The organism is Pseudomonas sp. OTU750018 (genome assembly GCF_011636575.1).
Taxonomy (GTDB): domain Bacteria; phylum Pseudomonadota; class Gammaproteobacteria; order Pseudomonadales; family Pseudomonadaceae; genus Aquipseudomonas; species Aquipseudomonas peli.
On the sequence record NZ_JAAPAU010000003.1, the window covers coordinates 465,806 to 484,627 of the forward strand.

General features: G+C 61.0%; 23 protein-coding genes. 6 read left to right on the top strand and 17 right to left on the bottom strand.

The genetic code is table 11. The features are described from left to right. Window positions 1-108 precede the first annotated feature (108 nt). Both pip and dtd read left to right on the top strand, forming a co-directional pair. A complete protein-coding gene (gene pip, locus HCI85_RS17725; protein WP_090254878.1) occupies window positions 109-1,080 on the top strand; it encodes a prolyl aminopeptidase in 972 nt (323 codons plus the stop codon). Then, a complete protein-coding gene (gene dtd, locus HCI85_RS17730; RefSeq protein ID WP_167146600.1) occupies window positions 1,077-1,514 on the top strand; it encodes a D-aminoacyl-tRNA deacylase in 438 nt (145 codons plus the stop codon). The genes pip and dtd overlap by 4 nt, the downstream gene beginning before the upstream one ends. A 3-nt stretch (window positions 1,515-1,517) precedes the next feature. Here the strand turns inward: dtd and HCI85_RS17735 are convergent, their stop codons facing one another. After that, window positions 1,518-2,105, bottom strand: coding sequence for a 2-hydroxychromene-2-carboxylate isomerase (locus HCI85_RS17735; RefSeq protein ID WP_090254882.1), 588 nt, complete (start codon window positions 2,103-2,105; stop codon window positions 1,518-1,520). Window positions 2,106-2,151: 46 nt separating this feature from the next. Continuing rightward, window positions 2,152-2,880 carry an SDR family oxidoreductase gene (locus HCI85_RS17740; protein ID WP_167146603.1) on the bottom strand — a complete coding sequence of 243 codons (729 nt, stop codon included), beginning with the start codon at window positions 2,878-2,880 and terminating at the stop codon, window positions 2,152-2,154. 100 nt (window positions 2,881-2,980) lie between these two features. Between HCI85_RS17740 and HCI85_RS17745 the strand changes: the two genes are divergently transcribed. Beyond that, window positions 2,981-3,478, top strand: coding sequence for a winged helix-turn-helix transcriptional regulator (locus HCI85_RS17745; RefSeq protein WP_160089678.1), 498 nt, complete (start codon window positions 2,981-2,983; stop codon window positions 3,476-3,478). Here the strand turns inward: HCI85_RS17745 and HCI85_RS17750 are convergent. The 9 genes from HCI85_RS17750 to ubiE all read right to left on the bottom strand — a co-directional run bounded on the left by HCI85_RS17750 (window position 3,475) and on the right by ubiE (window position 9,389). Then, on the bottom strand, window positions 3,475-4,182 hold the full coding sequence (locus HCI85_RS17750) for a 16S rRNA (uracil(1498)-N(3))-methyltransferase (RefSeq protein WP_160089676.1): 708 nt from the start codon (window positions 4,180-4,182) through the stop codon (window positions 3,475-3,477). The two genes, HCI85_RS17745 and HCI85_RS17750, sit on opposite strands and share 4 nt — an antisense overlap. Next, window positions 4,179-4,982, bottom strand: a complete 804-nt coding sequence (gene tatC / locus HCI85_RS17755) for a twin-arginine translocase subunit TatC (protein WP_160089674.1) — start codon at window positions 4,980-4,982, stop codon at window positions 4,179-4,181. The genes HCI85_RS17750 and tatC overlap by 4 nt, the downstream gene beginning before the upstream one ends. Next, entirely contained in the window at window positions 4,979-5,335 is a 357-nt protein-coding gene (tatB, locus tag HCI85_RS17760; protein ID WP_167146606.1) for a Sec-independent protein translocase protein TatB, read from the bottom strand. The genes tatC and tatB overlap by 4 nt, the downstream gene beginning before the upstream one ends. A 3-nt stretch (window positions 5,336-5,338) precedes the next feature. Next, window positions 5,339-5,578 carry a twin-arginine translocase TatA/TatE family subunit gene (gene tatA / locus HCI85_RS17765; protein WP_167146610.1) on the bottom strand — a complete coding sequence of 80 codons (240 nt, stop codon included), beginning with the start codon at window positions 5,576-5,578 and terminating at the stop codon, window positions 5,339-5,341. A gap of 28 nt (window positions 5,579-5,606) precedes the next feature. Further along, window positions 5,607-5,939: a phosphoribosyl-ATP diphosphatase gene (locus tag HCI85_RS17770; RefSeq protein WP_090255176.1), complete on the bottom strand. Its 333-nt coding sequence runs from the start codon at window positions 5,937-5,939 to the stop codon at window positions 5,607-5,609. A 7-nt stretch (window positions 5,940-5,946) separates the two neighbouring features. Then, complete coding sequence (hisI, locus tag HCI85_RS17775; RefSeq protein WP_167146613.1) at window positions 5,947-6,348, bottom strand: phosphoribosyl-AMP cyclohydrolase; 402 nt, start codon at window positions 6,346-6,348, stop codon at window positions 5,947-5,949. Window positions 6,349-6,415: 67 nt separating this feature from the next. Then, complete coding sequence (gene ubiB, locus HCI85_RS17780) at window positions 6,416-8,005, bottom strand: ubiquinone biosynthesis regulatory protein kinase UbiB (RefSeq protein WP_167146616.1); 1,590 nt, start codon at window positions 8,003-8,005, stop codon at window positions 6,416-6,418. Further along, window positions 8,002-8,619, bottom strand: a complete 618-nt coding sequence (locus HCI85_RS17785; protein WP_160089666.1) for a ubiquinone biosynthesis accessory factor UbiJ — start codon at window positions 8,617-8,619, stop codon at window positions 8,002-8,004. Before HCI85_RS17785 ends, ubiB begins: the two co-directional genes overlap by 4 nt. After that, window positions 8,619-9,389, bottom strand: coding sequence for a bifunctional demethylmenaquinone methyltransferase/2-methoxy-6-polyprenyl-1,4-benzoquinol methylase UbiE (gene ubiE, locus HCI85_RS17790; protein ID WP_090254901.1), 771 nt, complete (start codon window positions 9,387-9,389; stop codon window positions 8,619-8,621). The genes HCI85_RS17785 and ubiE overlap by 1 nt, the downstream gene beginning before the upstream one ends. Before the next feature lie 205 nt (window positions 9,390-9,594). On the opposite strand from ubiE, the gene HCI85_RS17795 reads away from it, so the two are divergent. The 3 genes from HCI85_RS17795 to HCI85_RS17805 all read left to right on the top strand — a co-directional run bounded on the left by HCI85_RS17795 (window position 9,595) and on the right by HCI85_RS17805 (window position 11,231). Continuing rightward, window positions 9,595-9,873: a polyhydroxyalkanoic acid system family protein gene (locus HCI85_RS17795; protein WP_090254902.1), complete on the top strand. Its 279-nt coding sequence runs from the start codon at window positions 9,595-9,597 to the stop codon at window positions 9,871-9,873. Between the two features lie 148 nt (window positions 9,874-10,021). Continuing rightward, window positions 10,022-10,462, top strand: a complete 441-nt coding sequence (locus HCI85_RS17800; RefSeq protein ID WP_090254904.1) for a phasin family protein — start codon at window positions 10,022-10,024, stop codon at window positions 10,460-10,462. Between the two features lie 10 nt (window positions 10,463-10,472). Continuing rightward, window positions 10,473-11,231: a phasin family protein gene (locus HCI85_RS17805; RefSeq protein ID WP_160089664.1), complete on the top strand. Its 759-nt coding sequence runs from the start codon at window positions 10,473-10,475 to the stop codon at window positions 11,229-11,231. Window positions 11,232-11,294: 63 nt separating this feature from the next. On the opposite strand, the gene HCI85_RS17810 is transcribed toward HCI85_RS17805, so the two are convergent. The 6 genes from HCI85_RS17810 to hslU all read right to left on the bottom strand — a co-directional run bounded on the left by HCI85_RS17810 (window position 11,295) and on the right by hslU (window position 18,714). After that, on the bottom strand, window positions 11,295-11,909 hold the full coding sequence (locus tag HCI85_RS17810; protein ID WP_090379388.1) for a TetR/AcrR family transcriptional regulator: 615 nt from the start codon (window positions 11,907-11,909) through the stop codon (window positions 11,295-11,297). Between the two features lie 87 nt (window positions 11,910-11,996). Next, window positions 11,997-13,679, bottom strand: a complete 1,683-nt coding sequence (gene phaC / locus HCI85_RS17815; protein ID WP_167146619.1) for a class II poly(R)-hydroxyalkanoic acid synthase — start codon at window positions 13,677-13,679, stop codon at window positions 11,997-11,999. Window positions 13,680-13,871: 192 nt separating this feature from the next. Then, window positions 13,872-14,732 carry a poly(3-hydroxyalkanoate) depolymerase gene (gene phaZ / locus HCI85_RS17820; protein WP_167146621.1) on the bottom strand — a complete coding sequence of 287 codons (861 nt, stop codon included), beginning with the start codon at window positions 14,730-14,732 and terminating at the stop codon, window positions 13,872-13,874. A 155-nt stretch (window positions 14,733-14,887) separates the two neighbouring features. Next, window positions 14,888-16,567, bottom strand: coding sequence for a class II poly(R)-hydroxyalkanoic acid synthase (phaC, locus tag HCI85_RS17825; RefSeq protein ID WP_167146624.1), 1,680 nt, complete (start codon window positions 16,565-16,567; stop codon window positions 14,888-14,890). Window positions 16,568-16,941: 374 nt separating this feature from the next. Next, a complete protein-coding gene (locus HCI85_RS17830; protein WP_167146628.1) occupies window positions 16,942-17,316 on the bottom strand; it encodes a gamma-butyrobetaine hydroxylase-like domain-containing protein in 375 nt (124 codons plus the stop codon). Window positions 17,317-17,373: 57 nt separating this feature from the next. Further along, the gene (hslU, locus tag HCI85_RS17835; RefSeq protein ID WP_167146631.1) at window positions 17,374-18,714 is read right to left on the bottom strand and encodes an HslU--HslV peptidase ATPase subunit; all 1,341 of its coding nucleotides are present in this window, start codon (window positions 18,712-18,714) and stop codon (window positions 17,374-17,376) included. Between the last annotated feature and the right edge of the window lie 108 nt (window positions 18,715-18,822).

Sequence of the window (18,822 nt, forward strand, 5' to 3'; positions counted from 1 at the left end):
CATGGTTATGATGCCCGGCAGAGCTTAAAGCGGTTGCGCCCGTGGGTGTTCGGCGCAAGGCCGTCGACGTTACGCCGCGCATTATTCAGGTCAAGTCAGGAGCATGCCATGCAGACCTTGTATCCGGAGATTAAACCCTACGCCCGTCATGAGCTGGCGGTGCAGGCGCCGCACGTGCTGTATGTCGACGAGAGTGGTTCGCCGGATGGTCTACCTGTGGTGTTCATTCATGGCGGCCCGGGCGCCGGCTGCGACGCGGCGAGCCGGCGCTATTTCGACCCCAACCTGTACCGTATTGTCACGTTTGATCAGCGTGGCTGCGGCCGTTCCACACCGCACGCCAGCCTGGAGAACAACACCACTCAGGCACTGATCGCTGACATGGAGCAGATCCGCGAGCACCTCGGCATCGACAAGTGGGTGCTGTTCGGCGGCTCATGGGGTTCGACCCTGGCGCTGGCTTATGCTCAGGCTCATCCGCAGCGCGTGCATGGGCTGATTCTGCGCGGCATCTTTCTGTGTCGCCCGCAGGAAATTCAGTGGTTCTACCAGGAAGGGGCGAGCCGCCTGTTCCCCGACTACTGGGAAGATTACCTCGCGCCGATCCCAGCGGATGAGCGCGGTGATCTGGTACAGGCCTTCTACAAACGCCTGACCGGCCCTGATCAGATAGCCCAGATGCATGCCGCCAAAGCCTGGTCGACCTGGGAAGGGCGTACTGCCACCCTGCGCCCCAATCCGCAGGTGGTCGACCGTTTCAGTGACGCCCATCGTGCGCTGTCGATTGCCCGCATCGAATGCCATTACTTCGTCAATAACGCCTTCCTCGAAACCGATCAGCTGCTGCGCGATATGCCGAAGATCGCCCATCTGCCGGGCGTGATCGTGCATGGCCGCTATGACGTGATCTGCCCACTGGATAACGCCTGGGCGCTTCACCAGGCCTGGCCGAACAGCGAACTGCAGATCATCCGTGATGCCGGCCATTCTGCCGCAGAAGTCGGCATTACCGATGCCCTGGTGCGTGCGGCGGACGACCTGGCGCGGCGCCTACTCAACCTGTCTCCGGACGAAGCATGAAGGCACTGATTCAACGTGTGCGTGGCGCCCGAGTAGAAGTGGCGGGTGAGGTGGTTGGCGCAATTGATCAGGGCTTGCTGGCGCTGGTGGGCGTCGAGCCGCAGGACACCCCGGCCAGTGTCGAGAAAATTCTGCACAAGCTGCTCAACTACCGCGTGTTCAGCGATGCGGCTGGCAAGATGAACCTGTCGCTCAGCGATAGTGGCGGCGGCTTGCTGTTGGTGTCGCAATTCACCCTGGCCGCCGACACCAAGAGCGGCCTGCGCCCAAGCTTTTCCAGTGCCGCAGCACCGGCGCTGGGCGCGGAGCTATTCGACCTGCTGGTTACCCAGGCCCGCGCCAAACACTCGCAGGTTGCCACTGGCCGGTTCGGGGCCGATATGCAGGTGCATCTGGTCAATGACGGGCCGGTGACCTTTCTGCTGGAGAGCTAGCGGCTAGCGCGCAAGGGCTTCGGCGACAAAGTCCAAGCGGTCCTGGCCGAAGTGCATCTCCTGGCCGATGAAGAAAGTCGGTGCGCCAAACACGCCGCGCTTGATCGCTTCTTCAGTGGTGGCCTTGAGGCGTTCCTTCACCGCTTCATCGCTGACCAGTTGCTCAAACTCACTCAGGTCGAAACCCGCGTTGCTCAATACTTCTGCCACGACCTCAGGCTTGCTGAGGTTTTTCTGTTGCACCCACAGCGCTTCGAAGAGGGTTTTCACATAGTGCTCGAAGCGTTCGCTGCCCTGATAACCGGCTGCGCCGCGCATCAGAGTGAGAGTGTTGATCGGGAAATGCGGATTGAAGGCCATCGGCACGCCATAGCGGCTCGCAAAGCGTGCGAGGTCCCTGAGCATCCAGGCGCCCTTGCTCGGGATCATGACCGGCGACTGGTTGCCGGTGGCTTTGAATACGCCACCGAGCAACATCGGTCGCCAGATAAGCTGCGCGCCGGCTTCGCGGGCGATTCGCGGCACCTGGGTCCAGGCCAGGTAGCTGGCTGGGCTGCCGAAATCGAAAAAGAATTCCAGGGTTTTGCTCATTGCATGCTCCTTTGGGAGATTTTGTTATGGGGCGAGCGCGCAGTCGTTAGAACGTCTCAGACCATGGCCGCAGATCCAGCTCATGCACCCAGCAATCGCGAGGCTGGCAATGGATCTGCCAGTAGGTGTCAGCGATGTGGTCGGGATTGAGAATACCGTCCTGATCCTTGAGCTGGTACAGCTGCGGAAAGGTGTCGCGGATAAACGCGGTGTCGATGGCCCCGTCGATAATCGGGTGGGCGACATGAATGCCCTTGGGGCCGAGTTCGCGGGCCATGCTTTGGGCCAGCGCACGCAAGGCGAACTTGGCGCTGGCGAAGGCAGAGAAATTGGCCCGGCCACGCAAGGAAGCGGTGGCGCCGGTAAAGATGATCGTGCCCTGGCCACGCGGTAGCATCACTTTGGCGGCTTCACGGCCGGTGAGAAAACCGGCCAGTGCGGCCATTTCCCAGACCTTGCGGTAGACCCGCTCGGTGGTTTCGGTGATGGAAAACTGCACGTTGGCGCCGATGTTGAACACCACCGCATGCAGAGGGCCGACCTCGCGCTCAATGGTGGCGAACAGCTCGATCACCTGCTCCTCAACGCGTGCATCGCAACCAAAGGCGCGGGCAGTTCCGCCAGCCGCTTCGATCTCCGCCACCAATGGCACTAGTTTCTCGGCGTTGCGTCGTGCCACGCAGGCGACATAACCCTCGCGGGCGAAGCGTTTGGCGATGGCGCCGCCGGTGGCGTCACCGGCGCCGACGACCAAAATTGTTTTGCGTTCGCTCATTGCTGTCTCCATCAGTTCTATTTTGGAACCTGGTTCGATAGTCGGTTCCATTTTGGAACCTGTCAAGCTATCGTGAGCCATTGCTGTTGGAGGTTGGCTTATGCGTTGGGAAGAACTGGAGCAGCAACCCTGCTCGCTGGCCCGCACCCTGTCGGTGGTGGGTGATCGCTGGACGCTGTTGGTGCTGCGCGAGAGTTTTCTCGGTATTCGTCGTTTCGATGCGTTCGAGAAACGTCTGGGGATTACCCGGCATGTGCTGGCCGATCGCCTGAAAAAACTGGCTGAAGCGGGCGTACTGGACAAGGTGGCGTATCAGCAGCGGCCGTTGCGTGAGGAGTACTGCCTGAGCGCCAAGGGCCGTGATCTGTATCCGGCCATCATGGCGCTGGTGCATTGGGGCGACCGCCATATGAGCGGCGCCGAGGGTGCACCGATCCGGCACATCCACCGCAGCTGCGGCCAGCCGATGCATGGCGTACTGGTGTGTTCGGACTGTGGTGAGCCGCTGCAGCCGCGTGACGTTCAGTTGGTTGAAGCGCCAGCGCTCAAGGGTCAGCTACTGCCGGCGCATTGGCATCAACTGCAGGAGCAGGGTTAGAACAGTCGCGCCAGTAATGCAGTCACCGCTGTTTCCACCCGCAGAATTCGCGCGCCCAGCTGCACCGGCTGCAGGCCGGCTTCGGTGAGCTTTTCCACTTCGTAGGGAATCCAGCCGCCTTCTGGGCCGATGGCCAGCGTCACAGGCTGTTCGACTGCGCGCGGGCAGGCTGGGAAGTCGCCGGGATGGCCGACCAAGCCCACTGTGCCAGCAGCGATGCCAGGCAGCTGATCTTCGACAAAGGGCTTGAAGCGCTTCTCGATAATGACTTCCGGCAGCACGGTATCGCGGGCCTGTTCCAGGCCGAGAATCAGCTGTTCGCGAATCGCTGCGGGTTCGAGGAAAGGCGTCTGCCAGAAGCTTTTTTCCACCCGGTAGCTGTTCAGCAGAATCAGCCGAGGCACGCCCATACTGCTGACGGTTTGTAACACGCGCCGCAGCATCTTCGGCCGGGGCAGGGCGAGCAGCAGGGTCAGGGGTAGTTTCTCAGGCGGCGGCTGATCGAGCTCCACAGACAACTCGGCCTGCTCAGCATCCAGGCGCAGCAATTGGCCGCTGCCCATCAGGCCATTCAGGCGGCCTACGCGCAGGCTGTCGCCCGCTTCGGCGCGGTGCACGTCATGCAGGTGCTTGAGGCGACGGCCGCTGAGCAGCACGCGGTCGGCAGCGATAAAGTCGCCGTCTTCCAGCAGCAGCAGGTTCACGGTTGTGCAGCGGGTGGTTGGTCGTTGGTCGAACTGTCGCTTTCCTCTGTCGCCGCGGTTTCCTCGTCGTCACGGCGCTTGACCAGGCTGCCGCAGAGCAGGCCTGCTTCAAACAGCAACCACATGGGTACGGCCAGCAGGGTTTGCGAGAACACGTCTGGCGGTGTCAGCACCATGCCAACGACGAAGCAGCCAACGATCACATAGGGCCGGCTTTTACGCAGGGTGGCGACATCGACCACGCCAACCCAGATCAGCAAAAAGGTCGCGATGGGGATTTCGAAGGCCACGCCAAAGGCGAAGAACAGGGTCAGAACGAAATCCAGGTACTGACCGATATCGGTCATCATCGCCACGCCTTCCGGGGTCACGCTGGCGAAGAAGCCGAACATGATCGGGAACACCACGAAGTAGGCGAAGGCCATTCCCGCATAGAACAGCAGGATGCTGGAGATCAGCAGCGGGACGGCAATGCGCTTCTCATGCTTGTACAGCCCCGGCGCGATAAAGCCCCAGATCTGATGCAGGATGATCGGGATGGCCAGAAATAGAGCGACCATCAGGGTCAACTTGAACGGCGTGAGAAACGGCGAGGCCACACCGGTGGCGATCATCGTTGCACCTTCCGGCAAGTAAGCGCGCAGTGGCGCGGCGACCAGTGCGTAGATGTCCTGAGAGAAATAGAACAGCCCGGCAAACAGGGCGAACACTGCTGCGACAATGCGCAGCAGGCGCGTGCGCAGTTCGGTCAGGTGGGAGACCAGGGGCATTTCCTGATCGCTGTCCGGTCGTTGGCTCATTGTTGTGGGCTTTTGTCCTGACGGGTACTGTCGGTAGCGGCTGCCGGCTCTGCGGCGGCTGCGGCGTTGGTTGTGCTCGGTTCGCTGGTACTGCTAAGCGGCGCGCTGAGGCTTTGTTTCATCGCGTTCATTTCCCGCTCCAGCTCAAGGATCTGCTCGTTATGCAGCTGGCGGCGGATTTCATCCGCGCCGATCTCACGCTCGACCTCAGCCTTGATCGCGCTGAAGCTGCGTTTGATCCGACCGATCCACAAACCGGCCGTGCGCACTGCGCCGGGCAGGCGATCAGGCCCCAGCACCACCAGGGCGACGATGCCGACCAGCAGCAGCTCGGTAAAGCCGATATCAAACATGGCTTAGTCTTTTTTCGCCGGTTCTTCGACCTTGCGCGCCTGAGCGTCGATGGTCTGACCTTTCGGCTCGTCCACGGCAGGGGTCGGCTTCTCAGCGTCGCCGTTGTCCATCGACTTACGGAAGCCCTTGATTGCGTCGCCCAGGTCAGAACCCAGGCCCTTGAGGCGCTTGGTGCCGAACAGCATGACCACGATCAGCAGGATGATCAGGAGTTGCCAGATGCTAATGCCACCGAATCCCATAATGCGTACTCCGAAAGTGAAGGTTTAATCAGTCTTGCGAGCGTGCGGCTTTTTCCGCGTGCCCGGAGAGGCCGAAGCGCCGGTCCAACTCGTCCAGTACCGCCTGGGGGTGCTGGCCGAGGGCGGCAAGCATAACCAGGCTGTGGAACCACAGGTCGGCGGTTTCATAAATCACATCGCTGCAGTCGCCGCTGACGGCTGCATCTTTGGCCGCGAGGATGGTTTCCACCGACTCCTCACCGACCTTTTCCAGAATCTTGTTCAGGCCCTTGTGGTACAGGCTAGCGACATACGAGCTGTCGGCGGCAGCGCCTTTGCGCGACTCCAGCACCTCGGCCAGGCGGCTCAGGGTATCGGTCATGGCTGAGTCACTCATGTTTGTGTCCTGCGGCATAGATAGCGTGCGGGTCTTTCAGCACCGCTTCGACGATTTTCCAGGTGCCGTTCTCAAACACCCGGTAAAAGCAGCTCTCGCGGCCAGTGTGGCAGGCGATACCGCCCAGCTGTTCAACCATCAGGATGATTACGTCAGCGTCGCAGTCCAGGCGCATTTCATGCAGTTTCTGCACATGCCCGGATTCTTCACCCTTACGCCAGAGTTTGCCGCGCGAGCGTGACCAGTAGATGGCACGTTGTTCGGCCGCCGTCAGGGTCAGCGCCTCACGGTTCATCCAGGCCATCATCAGCACACGGCCGGTCTTGTGGTCCTGGGCGATGGCCGGTACCAGGCCGTCGCTGTTCCAATTGATGTCGTCGAGCCAGTCAGTCATTGCAAGTTCCGCCCATCTCGGGCTGTCTGATTCAGAAAGCTAGTGTGCCAGTGCCTACCCGGTGTGGCTATCGGCGCAGCACCAGATAGAGGCCGCCCGCCAGCATTAGCCAGCTCGGCCAGGCGATCAGGCTCAATGCTAGGCCTTGCGTCGCCGCACCCGCGATCAGTGCTGCGCCGAGCAAGCGTGCAGGCCATTGGCGGCGCGCCACGGGTTGTTCCTGGCGGCTGACCGGTTGCTGATTGAGGCGCTCCAAGGTTTCACGGGCAATTTGCGACAGGTGTGGCACCTGCTCGGCCTGCAGTTGCAGGTTGCGCAGCAGCTGCAGCGGGCTGATGCGCTCACGCATCCAGCGCTCAAGGAAGGGCTGTGCGGTGCTCCACAGGTCCAGGTCGGGATAGAGCTGGCGACCCAGGCCTTCGATGTTGAGCAGGGTTTTCTGCAGCAGCACCAGCTGCGGCTGCACTTCCATATTGAAGCGGCGCGCGGTCTGGAACAGGCGCAGCAGCACCTGGCCGAAGGAGATGTCCTTCAGCGGTTTCTCGAAGATCGGCTCGCACACGGTGCGAATCGCCGCCTCGAAATCATTGATCTTGGTTTCCGCCGGCACCCAGCCCGAGTCGATATGCAGCTGTGCCACGCGACGGTAATCGCGCTTGAAGAAGGCAATCAGGTTGCGCGCCAGGTAGTCCTGATCTTCAGCGGTGAGGCTGCCGATTATGCCGCAGTCGATCGCGATGTATTGCGGGTTCCATGGCGTGCGCGTGCTGACGAAGATGTTGCCGGGGTGCATGTCGGCATGGAAGAAACTGTCGCGGAACACCTGGGTGAAGAAAATCTCCACGCCGCGTTCGGCTAGCAGTTTCATATCGGTGCGCTGATCGGCCAGAGTTTCCAGGTCGGTAACCTGAATGCCGTAGATGCGCTCCATGACCAGCACCTTCGGCCGGCAATAGTCCCAGTAAACCTGCGGCACATAGAGCAGCGGCGAGCCTTCGAAGTTGCGCCGCAGCTGGCTGGCGTTGGCCGCTTCGCGCAGCAGGTCGAGTTCGTCGTAAATGGTCTTTTCGTAATCGCTGACCACTTCCACCGGGCGCAGGCGACGCGCGTCCGCGGAGGCGCGCTCGGCCACTTTGGCCAGTAGAAACAGCCAGGCGATGTCCTGCTCAATGACCGGTTTCAAGCCTGGACGGATGACTTTGACCACCACCTCTTCGCCGCTTTTCAGCTGCGCAGCATGAACCTGGGCGACCGAGGCCGATGCCAGCGGTTGCGTATCAAAGCGGGCAAACACTTCACCGACCTTTGCGCCCAATTGGGATTCGATCAGTGCCAGCGCTTTGGCCGGGTCGAAGGGCGGTACCTGATCCTGCAGCTTGGCCAGCTCGTCAGCGATATCAGTGGGCAACAGGTCGCGGCGGGTGGAAAGCAGTTGGCCAAACTTGATAAAGATCGGCCCCAGTTCTTCCAGCGCCAGACGCAGACGTGCGCCGCGCGACAGCAGCAGGTCGCGGCGCGGTAACCAGCGCCAGGGCAGCACATAACGCAGTAAGCGAGCCCAGAAAGGCAGCGGCAGGGCGAATAACAGGTCGTCCAGCTGGTAGCGGATGACTACGCGCTGGATACGCAACAGACGACGAACGGCAAGCAGCTTCATGCGATGGGCTTATGGCGTTGGGCGAGGCGCTCGATGCGCGCGTCGAGTCGGTCGAGGGATAGCTTGAGGTGGTCCAGTTCGGCGAAGCGCGCATCGGCTTCGCGCTGGCCGACCAGGCTGCGGGATTCTTCACTGAGGTAGTCGGCCAGGTTCAAGCGCAGGCTGTCGAGCGCCTGGCTGCTCCAGTTCACCCGACTGCGCAGATGGCCACCGAGCAGCTGGCTGCCGACTGGGCCGAGCCAGCGCGACAGCTCGTATTCCCAGTCCAGCTCGAGATCCTGAAGGATGCCGGCCAGTTCCAGCAGGGCAGCGCTGTCGCCGTCCAACGTAACGTCCGGGCTGTGCAGGATGCTGGTCTTGTCGCGGCTCACGGCCAGGCGCAACAGGCTGGCAGCGGGGGCGCGCAAGTGACAATCAGCATCGCCGGCCCATTGCGCGGCCAGTTGCAGGCCGCTGGCGCTGGGCAGAATAAACAGCTGCAGATTTGGCGCGGCGCACTCCACGGCAATCACCCGGCCGCTTAAGCGCGCCAGGCGCGGCAGCGCGGTGCTGTCCATGGCCAGCACGCGATTGAGGCCGAGTTCGACGCCGGCCAGCAGCCCGGTCAGCAGCATCAGGGCTTGATGCCGCGGTGCAGGGCGACGATGCCGCCGGTCATATTGTGGAAGGTCACGCGCTCGAAACCGGCTTCAACCATCATCGCCTTGAGGGTGTCCTGATCCGGGTGCATGCGGATCGACTCGGCCAGGTAGCGGTAGCTTTCGGCGTCGTTGGTGATCAGCTTGCCGGCCAGCGGCATGAATTTGAACGAGTAGGCGTCGTAGAACTTCGACAGCAGCGGGCTGGACGGCTTGGAGAATTCCAGGATCAGCAGGCGGCCGCCCGGCTTGAGCACGCGCAGCATCGAGCGGATGGCGTCTTCTTTATGCGTCACGTTGCGCAGACCGAAGGCGATGGTCACCACGTCGAAATGGTTGTCCGGGAACGGCAGTTTTTCCGCATCGGCCTGAACGAAGCTGACGTTACCGGCCACGCCTTTGTCGAGCAGGCGATCACGGCCGACGCGCAGCATCGATTCGTTGATATCGGCCAACACCACTTCGCCAGTCGGGCCGACCAGGCTGGAAAACTTGCGGGTCAGGTCCCCGGTGCCGCCGGCGATATCCAGCACCCGATTGCCGCTGCGCACGCCAGACAGTTCGATGGTGAAGCGCTTCCACAAGCGGTGCATGCCGCCAGACAGCACATCGTTCATCAGGTCGTACTTGGCCGCGACCGAGTGAAAGACTTCGGCGACTTTTTCCGCCTTCTGGCTTTCCGGCACGCTCTGGAAGCCAAAGTGCGTGGTGGGTTCGCTGTCGCTGCTCTTGCGCGGATCGTTCATCGTGGCCTTTCCTAAAACACAGAGGCTGCATCTAAAGTGGCGGCCATTCTAAACCCAAAAAGCCCCGCTGGGTTTGGGCCGTGCGGCGGCAAACCACAAAGTTCTGCAACGAACTGAGCGCTGGCGTCGCATGCAGCTTGCGGTCTGCAGCCTTGCTATAGTCGCAGCGACGTAAGGTCGCAGTTAACGGGCGAGGAGAAATGCCATGGCCAAAATCACCGTAGAACGTCCCCACACCCTTGGGCGCGAAGTCGCTCGGGAAAAAGCCGAGCAACTGGCCGAGCGCCTGGCTCGCGAATACGACGTGCGTTACCGCTGGAATGGCGACACGCTGGAATTCAAGCGCAGCGGCGCGGATGGGCGCATTGAGGTGCATGACCACAGTGTGCGCGTACAGCTCAGCCTGGGGCTGTTGCTGTCGGCGATGAGTGGCAGCATCAAACGCGAGATCGAAGAGGTGCTGGACAAGAATCTGCAGGCCTGAGGTTTACGGCAGTTGCTGCTCTCTTGTTGAGCACGGCTCCTGCAATTTTCCGCATGCTTAGTATGCGGTTTCTAATTTTCATCGATACCGTGCACCTAAGCCTGCATTCCGTGGGCGTTTCCTCGAAACACTTAGAGTGAGGTGCACCATGTCGAAAGTTGCCGTTAAAAAGAAAGCCGTCGTTGAAGAAACCAGCACTGTGCTGAGCGACGCGAAAGTTTACGCCCGCAAAATCTGGCTGGCAGGTCTGGGCGCATACGCCAAAGCCGGTCAAGAAGGTTCCGAGTACTTCAAAGAACTCGTGAAAAGCGGCGAAGGCGTTGAAAAGCAAGGCAAAAAACTGGTCAACGAACAAGTTGAAGCCGCCAACAGCCAGATCGACAGCGTTAAGACCACTGTCACCAGCAATGTCAGCAGCGTGAAAGGCAAGTTCGAAGTTCAGCTCGACAAAATCGAGAAGGCCTTCGATAACCGTGTTGCCAGCGCCCTGAATCGCATGGGTATCCCGTCCAAGCAGGATGTTGAAGTACTGTCTGCTAAGCTGGATGAGCTGAGCGCGTTGCTCGAGCACGTCGCGCGTACCAAGTAAGGAGAGCAGGATGGCTGTCAAAAAGAAAACCGAAAAGCAAACCACTTCCTGGATCGGCGAAGTAGAAAAATACTCGCGTCAAATCTGGCTGGCTGGTTTGGGTGCCTACTCCAAGGTCAGCAAGGACGGCAACAAGCTGTTCGATACGCTGGTCAAGGATGGCGAAAAAGCTGAGAAGCAAGCCAAGACCGAAGTTGACAAGCAAGTTGGCGCAGTGAAGACCACTGTGGGTTCGAAAGTGGACACTGCCAAATCGAAAGTTGATGAAGTCAAAGACAAGGCTATTGGCAAGTGGGGCGAGCTGGAAGAAGCCTTCGACAAGCGTCTGAACAATGCCATTTCGCGTCTCGGTGTTCCGAGCCGCAATGAAGTGAAAGCGCTCAACGCCAAAGTTGAAAGCCTGACCAAGCAGATCGAGCAACTGACCGGTGTTTCGGTCAAGTCGGTCAAGCCTGCTGTGAAGAAAGTAGCGGCCAAACCAGCTGCTAAGCCAGCAGCCAAGCCGGCTGCTAAAGCAGCCGCCAAGCCTGCAGCGAAACCTGCTGCCAAGCCAGCGGCTAAACCGGCCGTCAAGGCTGCAGCCAAACCAGCGGCTAAACCTGCTGCCAAAGCTGCTGCTAAGCCAGCCGCCAAGCCAGCAGCTAAACCCGCTGCCAAGGCACCAGCCAAGCCGACCGCCGCGAAGCCCGCTGCTGCTCCGGCCGCCGCTGCTGCACCTGCACCGGCCGCTGCACCTGCTGCACCTGTAACACCTGCCGCCCAGTCGTAAGACGCGCAGCAGTCAACGCAAACGCCCGGCCTCGTGCCGGGCGTTTGCGTTTATGCATTCGCGTTAATCTTCGAGGTAGCGCTGCGCCAGGTGTTCGGCGGCGTAGCGCGACTCTTCGGCCAGGTGTGGAGCCACCAGCATCATCACCTGATACACCACCAGGCGACTCTCGCCTTCGCGACCAATGATGCGCTGGTAGTCCAGGGAAAACAGCAGGGTCAGGGTGATTTGCTCGACCAGTTGGCCCAGTGACTGGGTATCGCTTTGCAGCTGGCCATCAAGTTGCAGTTGGGCGAGCAGTTCGGCCAGCGCGCGTTTCAGGTTGTTGAGCCAGTGACGCATGCCGCGTTCCAGTTTTGGTAGGCGGCTGGTCAGGTTGGACAGGTCCTGGAACAGGAAACGGTAGTGCGCCAGGCGCTCGACAATCAGGTGCAGAAACAGCCAATAGTCCTCCACATCCAGTTGCACGTCCTCGGGCGGCGAGAGCAACGGTGCGAGTTCGGCCTGAAAGCGTTCGAACAGACCGAGGATCAGCGGCTCTTTGCCATGGAAGTGGTAGTAGAGGTTGCCCGGGCTGATGCCCAGTTCGTTGGCGATTTCCAGGGTGGAGACATTCGGCTCGCCCTTCTGGTTGAACAGCAGCAGGGCACATTCAAGGATTCTGTCGCGGGTTTTCATCCGGTCTTCTTATTCTGGCCGCGGGAAGGCTGACGATACCTGGCCGCAAGGGTTTGCGGCCAGTTTGATCAGGCATGTTTGGGTGTTTTAGCGCACGTGCACATAGGTGCCGGGTGCGGCTTCCATGGCCGGGTAGTGCTGGTTACCAAGCGCCATCAGGGTGTCCTTTTGTTCACCCGAACGCTCCTGCATCCAGCTCAGCCACACCGGCCACCAGCTGCCTTGTACGTGCTCGGCATCGTGGTACCAGGCGCGTGGGTCACCAGTGAGCTTGGGGTTCTCTAGGTAATTGGACTTCGGATTACCCGGTGGGTTGAGAATGCTCTGGATATGCCCGCTGTTGGAGAGAATAAAGCGCCGATCACCGCCCAGCAGGAGGGTCGAGCGGTACACCGCATCCCAGGGGGTGATGTGATCGTTGATCCCGGCGACGCTGAAACTGTCGACCGTAACCTTCTGCAGATCGACGGGTGTACCGCAGACTTCCAGGCCGCGTGGGTGGGTCAGCGGGTTGTGCTTGAAGAAGTCGATCAGGTCGCCGTGTAAAGCAGCGGGTAGGCGGGTGTTGTCGTTGTTCCAGTAGAGAATGTCGAAGGCCGGTGGCTGCTTGCCGAGCAGGTAGTTGTTGATCCAGTAATTCCAGATCAGGTCGTTGGGGCGCATCCAGGCGAACACCCGTGCCATGTCGCGACCATCTAACACGCCCTGCTGGTAGGAGCGGCGTTTGGCGGCTTCGAGGGTTAGCTCATCGGCAAACAGCATGGCCGGGCTGTCGATCTGGCTGTCCAGCTGGCTGACCATGTAGGTGGCGCTGGCCACTTTGCGCAGCTGGCGCTTGGCCTGCAGATGACCTTGCAGTGCCGCAATGGTCAGGCCACCGGCGCAGGCGCCGAGCAGGTTAACGTCCTTGCTGCCGGTGATTTCACGGCAGGCGTCGATGGCTTTTTCCAGTGCTTCTACGTAACTTGACAGGCCCCATTCGCGGTGCCGTGGGTCGGGGTTACGCCAGCTGATGACGAAAGTTTGCAGGCCGTTCTTCAGCGCGTACTGGACGAAACTCTTTTCGCTGGAAAGGTCGAAAATATAGAACTTGTTGATTTGCGGCGGCACGATCAGCAACGGCTTGGCGTACTGTTTTTCGCTCATCGGCTTGTACTGGATCAGCTCCAGCAGTTCACTGCGAAACACCACGGCACCGCTGGTGGTGGCCAGGTTGCGGCCGACTTCGAAGGCGTGTTTGCTGACCTGGCTGGGCATGCCGTCGTTATTGACCAAGTCATCGAACAGGTGACTCACGCCCTTGAACAGGCTGCTACCGCCACTGTTGAACAGCTCTTTGATGACTTGCGGGTTGAGCAGGGTGTTGCTGGGCGCCAGGGCATCGCCGAGCAGGGTGGCGACAAAGCGCGCACGGGCACGGTCGTCAGCGTCCAGGTTGCTTTCGTCGATCCAGCTGTTCAACTGCTTCTGGCAGGCCAGGTAGGCTTGCAGGCTGCGGCTGTAGATCGGGTTATCACGCCAGGTCGGGTCGGCGAAGCGCGGGTCCTGCGGGTTGACCTTGAACGGCTTGTCACCCAGGAGTACGCGACCGAGTTGACCGCCCAGTGCGGCGACATGGCGGGCGCTGTGAATGGGTTGTTTGATCCCTTGCAGCGCCAGGCCGCGCAGGGTGGACAGCAGGTCGCGGCCGCGCAGACCGACCACTGCGTTTTGGGCATTCATCGCGCTGCTGCGTGCGGGCAGGGCGCGTTTGGCAGGTTGGTCTCGCATTGGGCAACACTCCGTCGTCAAACCATGAGACTTGATAAGCAGCAAGGCTTATACCAATGCGCGCGCATGGGCGTTCCAGACTGCCGCGCGCTAATTCTCAGGTAATACAACGTGCCCGAAAGTGGGTCAAGCACTGTGCTTCGGCACAGCCCCGGTGCGTGTTGTTGACGTGCTCGCCCAGCGTGGGTGCGCTTAGCCGAGCGTGCGGGCTGGCGCGGGTTGTGGGTGCATGATCGCGCGCTGCCGTTCTTCCTCAAGAAATTTCATGATGATCGGCGCTACAGCTTCGGCGCGGGTTACCAGGAACAGGTGGCCGTCGTCGATCACGTGCAGTTCCGAGTTGGGGATGCGCCAGGCCAGCAGACGCATGTTCACCAGCGGGATGAGCGGGTCATCATCGCCGGCCATTACCAGCGTCGGTTGGCGAATCTTGTGCAGCCAGTGGATGCTGGTCCAGCCGAGGCCGGCGAACAGCTGCCAGTAGTAGCCCATCTTGCCGCCCGAGCGGACTTTACTGGCATGTGCCAGGGCCAGTTTCGGGTCGCGGCGGAATGCGCCACCGTAGATTTCCGGGGCAATCTGCACGCCGTAGGACGGTTGCACATAACGCCGCGGGCTGGCCATGCACCAGAGCACCTTGGGTTTGCCAGGCACCATCACCGCGCCGGCCGAGGTGGCCGCGAGGATCAGCTTCTTGCAGCGCTCGGGGTAATCATGGGCAAATTGCTGCGCCAGGGCACCGCCCCACGACACGCCAATCGCATTGACCTGACCGTAGTCGAGGTAATCGAGCATGCGTGCGGCCAGTTTGGCCAGGCCAGGGAAGCGGAACGGCGTGCTGGGCGTGGAGGAGCCGCCGACACCGGGTACGTCGAAGGCGATGACCTCCAGGCCGGGGTCCAGGGCGCGCACGAACGGCATGACCAGCTCCAGGTTGGCGCCGATGCCGTTAAAGATCAGCAGCGGAGTCATCTCGCCGTTACCGGGGCGAACCGCGGTGCGGATGGTCTGGCCGTCCAGTTCAATGGTACGGAATACGAAAGGTAGCGACATGCGCAAAAGCCCTATCAATTAAAACGCTGGATCAGACCCTCCGGGTCTTTTCCAGAAACACCAGGGCTAAGCCTGGTTCGCCTCACCCGCGCCAATGCGCGGGTGGGCGAGCGACACCTCCAGTGCCGCGGGCAGTGTGCGCAGTGCGCAGGTGATCAACGTTCGTGCACGTAGGTGCCGGGAGCCGCTTCGCCAGCCGGGTATTTTTTGTTGCCCAGCTGCGTCGGTGCCTTCTTGTGCTCGCCGGAGCGCTCGCCCAGCCAGACTTGCCAATGCAGCCACCAGGAATCGGCGTGCTTGGTCGAACTGGCTTGCCAGGTTTTCGGGTCCGCATGCATCTGGGTGTTGGTCATGTAGCGTGCTTTCGGGTTACCCGGCGGGTTGAGAATGCTCTGAATGTGCCCGCTGTTGGACAGGACGAACTCGACATTGCCGCCGAACAGATTGGCCGATTTGTAGCACGACTCCCACGGCGTAATGTGATCGGTGGTGCCGGCCACGCAGTAGAGGTCGCTGGTAACCTGCTTGAGGTCGATCGGTGTGCCGCAGACTTCCAGTGCGCCCGCGCGGATCAGCGGGTTGGAGGTAAACATGTCGATAAACTCGCCATGCAGGGCAGCGGGCAGGCGCGTGGTGTCGTTGTTCCAGTAGAGGATATCGAACACCGGCGGCTCGTTACCGAGCAGGTAGTTGTTGACCCAGTAGTTCCAGATCAGGTCGTTGGGGCGCATCCAGGCGAACACCTTGGCCATGTCGCTGCCTTCCAGCACACCGGCCTGATAGGAACGGCGCTTGGCCAGCTCCAGGCTCTTTTCGTCGGCGAACAGCGCCACATCGGTTTCCAGACGGTTATCCAGCACGCTGACCAGCAGGGTCAGCGCATGCACCTTCTTCTCACCCAGCGCGGCGTAATGGCCCAACAGCGATGTGGTGGTCAGGCCGCCGGAGCAGGCGCCGAGCATGTTGATGTCTTTGCTGCCGGTGACGGCGGTGACCACGTCGATGGCTTCTTTCAGTGCTTCGATATAGGTCGACAGGCCCCACTCGCGGTGTGCCTTGGTCGGGTTGCGCCAGCTCACCACGAAGGTTTGCACGCCATTGCGCAGCAGGAAGCGCGCCACGCTCTTCTCCGGCGACAGGTCGAACACGTAGAACTTGTTGATCTGTGGTGGTACTACCAGCAGAGGACGTTCGTGTACCTGCTCGGTGATCGGCTTGTACTGGATCAGCTCCAGCAGGTCGTTACGGAAAATCACTGCGCCATCGGTGGTGGCCAGGCTTTTACCGACCTCGAAGGCGTTCATGTTGACCTGGCTGGGCATGCCACCGTTGTTGACGATGTCCTGGGCCAGGTGCGACAGGCCGTCGAGCAGGCTCTTGCCGCCGGTTTCGAAGAAGCGCTTAACAGCGGCCGGGTTGGCCATGCTGTTGCTGGGGGCCATGGCTTCGGTCATCAGGTTGATCACGAAGTGGCCACGGCTGGCATCCTGTTCGGACAGGTTGCTGTGCTCGACCCAGTCATGCAGTTCCTTGCGCCAGGCCAGGTAGGTCTGCAGGTAGCGGCGGTACAGCGGATTCTGGCTCCAGGCGGGATCGGCAAAGCGCCGGTCGCCATCGGCGGGGGTGAGGTCGGATTGGCCGAGCATCACGTTCTTCAGCTCCATGCTGAAGTGGGCGAGGTGTTTGGCGCTGTGCAGGGGTTGCTTGAGGGCTTGCTTGAGTACGACTCGGGCGGAGCTAAGTAGGTCTTTACCGCGGATGCCGATCACCGGGTTAAGGCCCAGCGTGTTCTCGGAGGCCTGGTGTTTCAGGTCATCATTATTCTTATCTGTCATCTACAACGCTCCATTGTCCTGAGACGAAATACCGGCGTACTGCTGTGCTCGGCGACACAGGGCTAAGGGCCAGGTATTGCCCGGATTACCAAGGGCGGATCGCTCCGCAATCGTCCTCGTCGCAGGGGCTGCCTGGCGCGAGAAACTTCCAACTACTTGGTTACCCGAGTTTGAGAATTTGTGCAAGCCGGCCGCGATCCTGGCCGAATGCGTGCTGAGTATGCAGGGAAGGATTAGAAAATGCGCTCTAACCCTCCAGGATCAACGAGCTAGACGGGCTGCTGCGCTGCGGCAGATTGCCGCTTGGTGGTGCGGGCGTGAGGAAATAGCTGAAGCACCTGAGTCAATTCCTGACGGTATATCGCCTGGACACTTCAGAGCATCAGCTTGACTACGCTCTCGCTGGGATCGCGGGACTTGCCGGCGGCGGCGAGGGTGGCGAGGTAATCGTTCCACAGTTCAGTCTGGCGCAGGGACAGCTGCTCCAGATAATCCCAGGTGAACAGGCCGCTGTCGTGGCCGTCGTCGAAGGTCAGTTTGAGGGCGTAATTACCGGCGGGCTCGATCTTGCTCAGGCCGACGCCGAGCTTGCCGGTCTGCAGAATGGGCTTGCCGTGACCCTGCACTTCCGCCGACGGCGAATGCACGCGCAGGAACTCGGCGGGCAGGGTGTAGCGCTCGTCCGCCCCGTAGTGCAGCTCCAGGGTTTTCGAGGCTTTGTGTAGTTTGATAGCGGTTGGGATGCGCATGCTCGCTTCCTGAATGGCGTCCTGGCCCGGAGAGCATCCGGGCCAGGGCGGGGCGCGTTACAGAATATAGCGCGACAGGTCTTCGTCCTGCGCCAACTCGCCGAGGTGGCTGTTTACGTAGGCCGCGTCGATCACGATCGGCGTGCCGTTCTGCTGGCCAGCCAGGTCGCCGGCGCTGAAGGAAACCTCCTCCAGCAGGCGCTCGAGCAGGGTGTGCAGGCGGCGCGCGCCGATGTTCTCGGTCTTTTCGTTGACCTGATAGGCAATCTCGGCGATGCGCTTGATGCCTTCGGCAACGAACTGGATGCCCAGGCCTTCGGTGTTCAGCAGGGCGGCGTATTGCTCGGTGAGCGAGGCGTGCGGCTCGGTGAGAATGCGCTCGAAATCCTGCGGGGTCAGGGCTTTCAGCTCGACGCGAATCGGCAGGCGGCCTTGCAGCTCGGGTACCAGGTCGCTCGGCTTGCTCAGGTGGAACGCGCCGGAGGCGATAAACAGGATGTGGTCGGTTTTCACCATGCCCAGCTTGGTGTTCACCGTGCAGCCTTCGATCAGCGGCAGCAGGTCGCGCTGCACGCCTTCGCGGGACACGTCGGCGCCGCCGGTGTTGCCGCGTTTGGCCACTTTGTCGATCTCGTCGATAAACACGATGCCGTTCTGTTCCACGGCTTCCAGGGCCTGGGCCTTGAGTTCTTCCTCGTTGACCAGGCGCGCGGCTTCTTCGTCGCGCACCATCTTCAGGGCTTCCTTGACCTTGAGCTTGCGGCTCTTCTTCTTGCCCTTGCCCATGTTGGAAAACAGGCTTTGCAGTTGGTTGGTCATCTCTTCCATGCCCGGCGGGGTCATGATTTCGATGCCGGCCGGAGCGTCGGCCACTTCGATCTCGATGTCCTTGTCATCCAGCTGACCCTCGCGCAGGCGCTTGCGGAACAGCTGGCGGGTGTTGGAGTCGTTGCCTGGTGCGGCTTCTTCGCTGAAACCGGTGCGGGCCGGTGGCAGCAGGGCATCGAGGATGCGCTCTTCAGCGGCATCTTCGGCACGATGACGGACTTTGACCATCTCCTGCTCGCGCAGCATCTTGATCGCCGCATCGGCGAGGTCACGGATGATCGACTCGACATCACGGCCGACATAACCGACTTCGGTGAACTTGGTTGCTTCCACCTTGATAAACGGCGCATTGGCCAGTTTGGCCAGGCGGCGGGCGATTTCGGTTTTACCGACGCCGGTTGGGCCGATCATCAGGATGTTCTTGGGCGTCACTTCAGCGCGCAGCTCAGCCGGCAGCTGCATGCGCCGCCAGCGGTTGCGCAGCGCGATGGCCACGGCGCGCTTGGCGTCGTCCTGGCCGATGATATGGCGGTTGAGTTCGTGAACGATCTCGCGGGGCGTCATGGACATGCGGGTTACTCCAGAAAAGACCGCTAATCAGGGTGTTTAAAGCGTCGCGAGCGAAGGCCAGGCAAGGCGAAAGTAGGCGAGGAAGCGGAGTTTACGTCTGTAAATGAG

Bases quoted from the DNA above. Each gene is read 5' to 3' on its own strand.
- ubiB (WP_167146616.1), bottom strand. From the start codon at position 8,005: ATGAAGCTGCTTGCCGTTCGTCGTCTGTTGCGTATCCAGCGCGTAGTC.
- hslU (WP_167146631.1), bottom strand. From the start codon at position 18,714: ATGTCCATGACGCCCCGCGAGATCGTTCACGAACTCAACCGCCATATC.
- HCI85_RS17735 (WP_090254882.1), bottom strand. From the start codon at position 2,105: ATGAGCAAAACCCTGGAATTCTTTTTCGATTTCGGCAGCCCAGCCAGC.
- tatA (WP_167146610.1), bottom strand. From the start codon at position 5,578: ATGGGATTCGGTGGCATTAGCATCTGGCAACTCCTGATCATCCTGCTG.
- HCI85_RS17770 (WP_090255176.1), bottom strand. From the start codon at position 5,939: ATGACCGATACCCTGAGCCGCCTGGCCGAGGTGCTGGAGTCGCGCAAA.
- ubiE (WP_090254901.1), bottom strand. From the start codon at position 9,389: ATGAACGATCCGCGCAAGAGCAGCGACAGCGAACCCACCACGCACTTT.
- HCI85_RS17745 (WP_160089678.1), top strand. From the start codon at position 2,981: ATGCGTTGGGAAGAACTGGAGCAGCAACCCTGCTCGCTGGCCCGCACC.
- HCI85_RS17785 (WP_160089666.1), bottom strand. From the start codon at position 8,619: ATGCTGCTGACCGGGCTGCTGGCCGGCGTCGAACTCGGCCTCAATCGC.
- HCI85_RS17830 (WP_167146628.1), bottom strand. From the start codon at position 17,316: ATGCGCATCCCAACCGCTATCAAACTACACAAAGCCTCGAAAACCCTG.
- pip (WP_090254878.1), top strand. From the start codon at position 109: ATGCAGACCTTGTATCCGGAGATTAAACCCTACGCCCGTCATGAGCTG.
- HCI85_RS17800 (WP_090254904.1), top strand. From the start codon at position 10,022: ATGTCGAAAGTTGCCGTTAAAAAGAAAGCCGTCGTTGAAGAAACCAGC.
- hisI (WP_167146613.1), bottom strand. From the start codon at position 6,348: ATGACTGACTGGCTCGACGACATCAATTGGAACAGCGACGGCCTGGTA.
- HCI85_RS17740 (WP_167146603.1), bottom strand. From the start codon at position 2,880: ATGAGCGAACGCAAAACAATTTTGGTCGTCGGCGCCGGTGACGCCACC.
- phaC (WP_167146619.1), bottom strand. From the start codon at position 13,679: ATGCGAGACCAACCTGCCAAACGCGCCCTGCCCGCACGCAGCAGCGCG.
- dtd (WP_167146600.1), top strand. From the start codon at position 1,077: ATGAAGGCACTGATTCAACGTGTGCGTGGCGCCCGAGTAGAAGTGGCG.
- HCI85_RS17805 (WP_160089664.1), top strand. From the start codon at position 10,473: ATGGCTGTCAAAAAGAAAACCGAAAAGCAAACCACTTCCTGGATCGGC.
- phaZ (WP_167146621.1), bottom strand. From the start codon at position 14,732: ATGTCGCTACCTTTCGTATTCCGTACCATTGAACTGGACGGCCAGACC.
- tatB (WP_167146606.1), bottom strand. From the start codon at position 5,335: ATGTTTGATATCGGCTTTACCGAGCTGCTGCTGGTCGGCATCGTCGCC.
- HCI85_RS17795 (WP_090254902.1), top strand. From the start codon at position 9,595: ATGGCCAAAATCACCGTAGAACGTCCCCACACCCTTGGGCGCGAAGTC.
- tatC (WP_160089674.1), bottom strand. From the start codon at position 4,982: ATGAGCCAACGACCGGACAGCGATCAGGAAATGCCCCTGGTCTCCCAC.
- HCI85_RS17810 (WP_090379388.1), bottom strand. From the start codon at position 11,909: ATGAAAACCCGCGACAGAATCCTTGAATGTGCCCTGCTGCTGTTCAAC.
- phaC (WP_167146624.1), bottom strand. From the start codon at position 16,567: ATGACAGATAAGAATAATGATGACCTGAAACACCAGGCCTCCGAGAAC.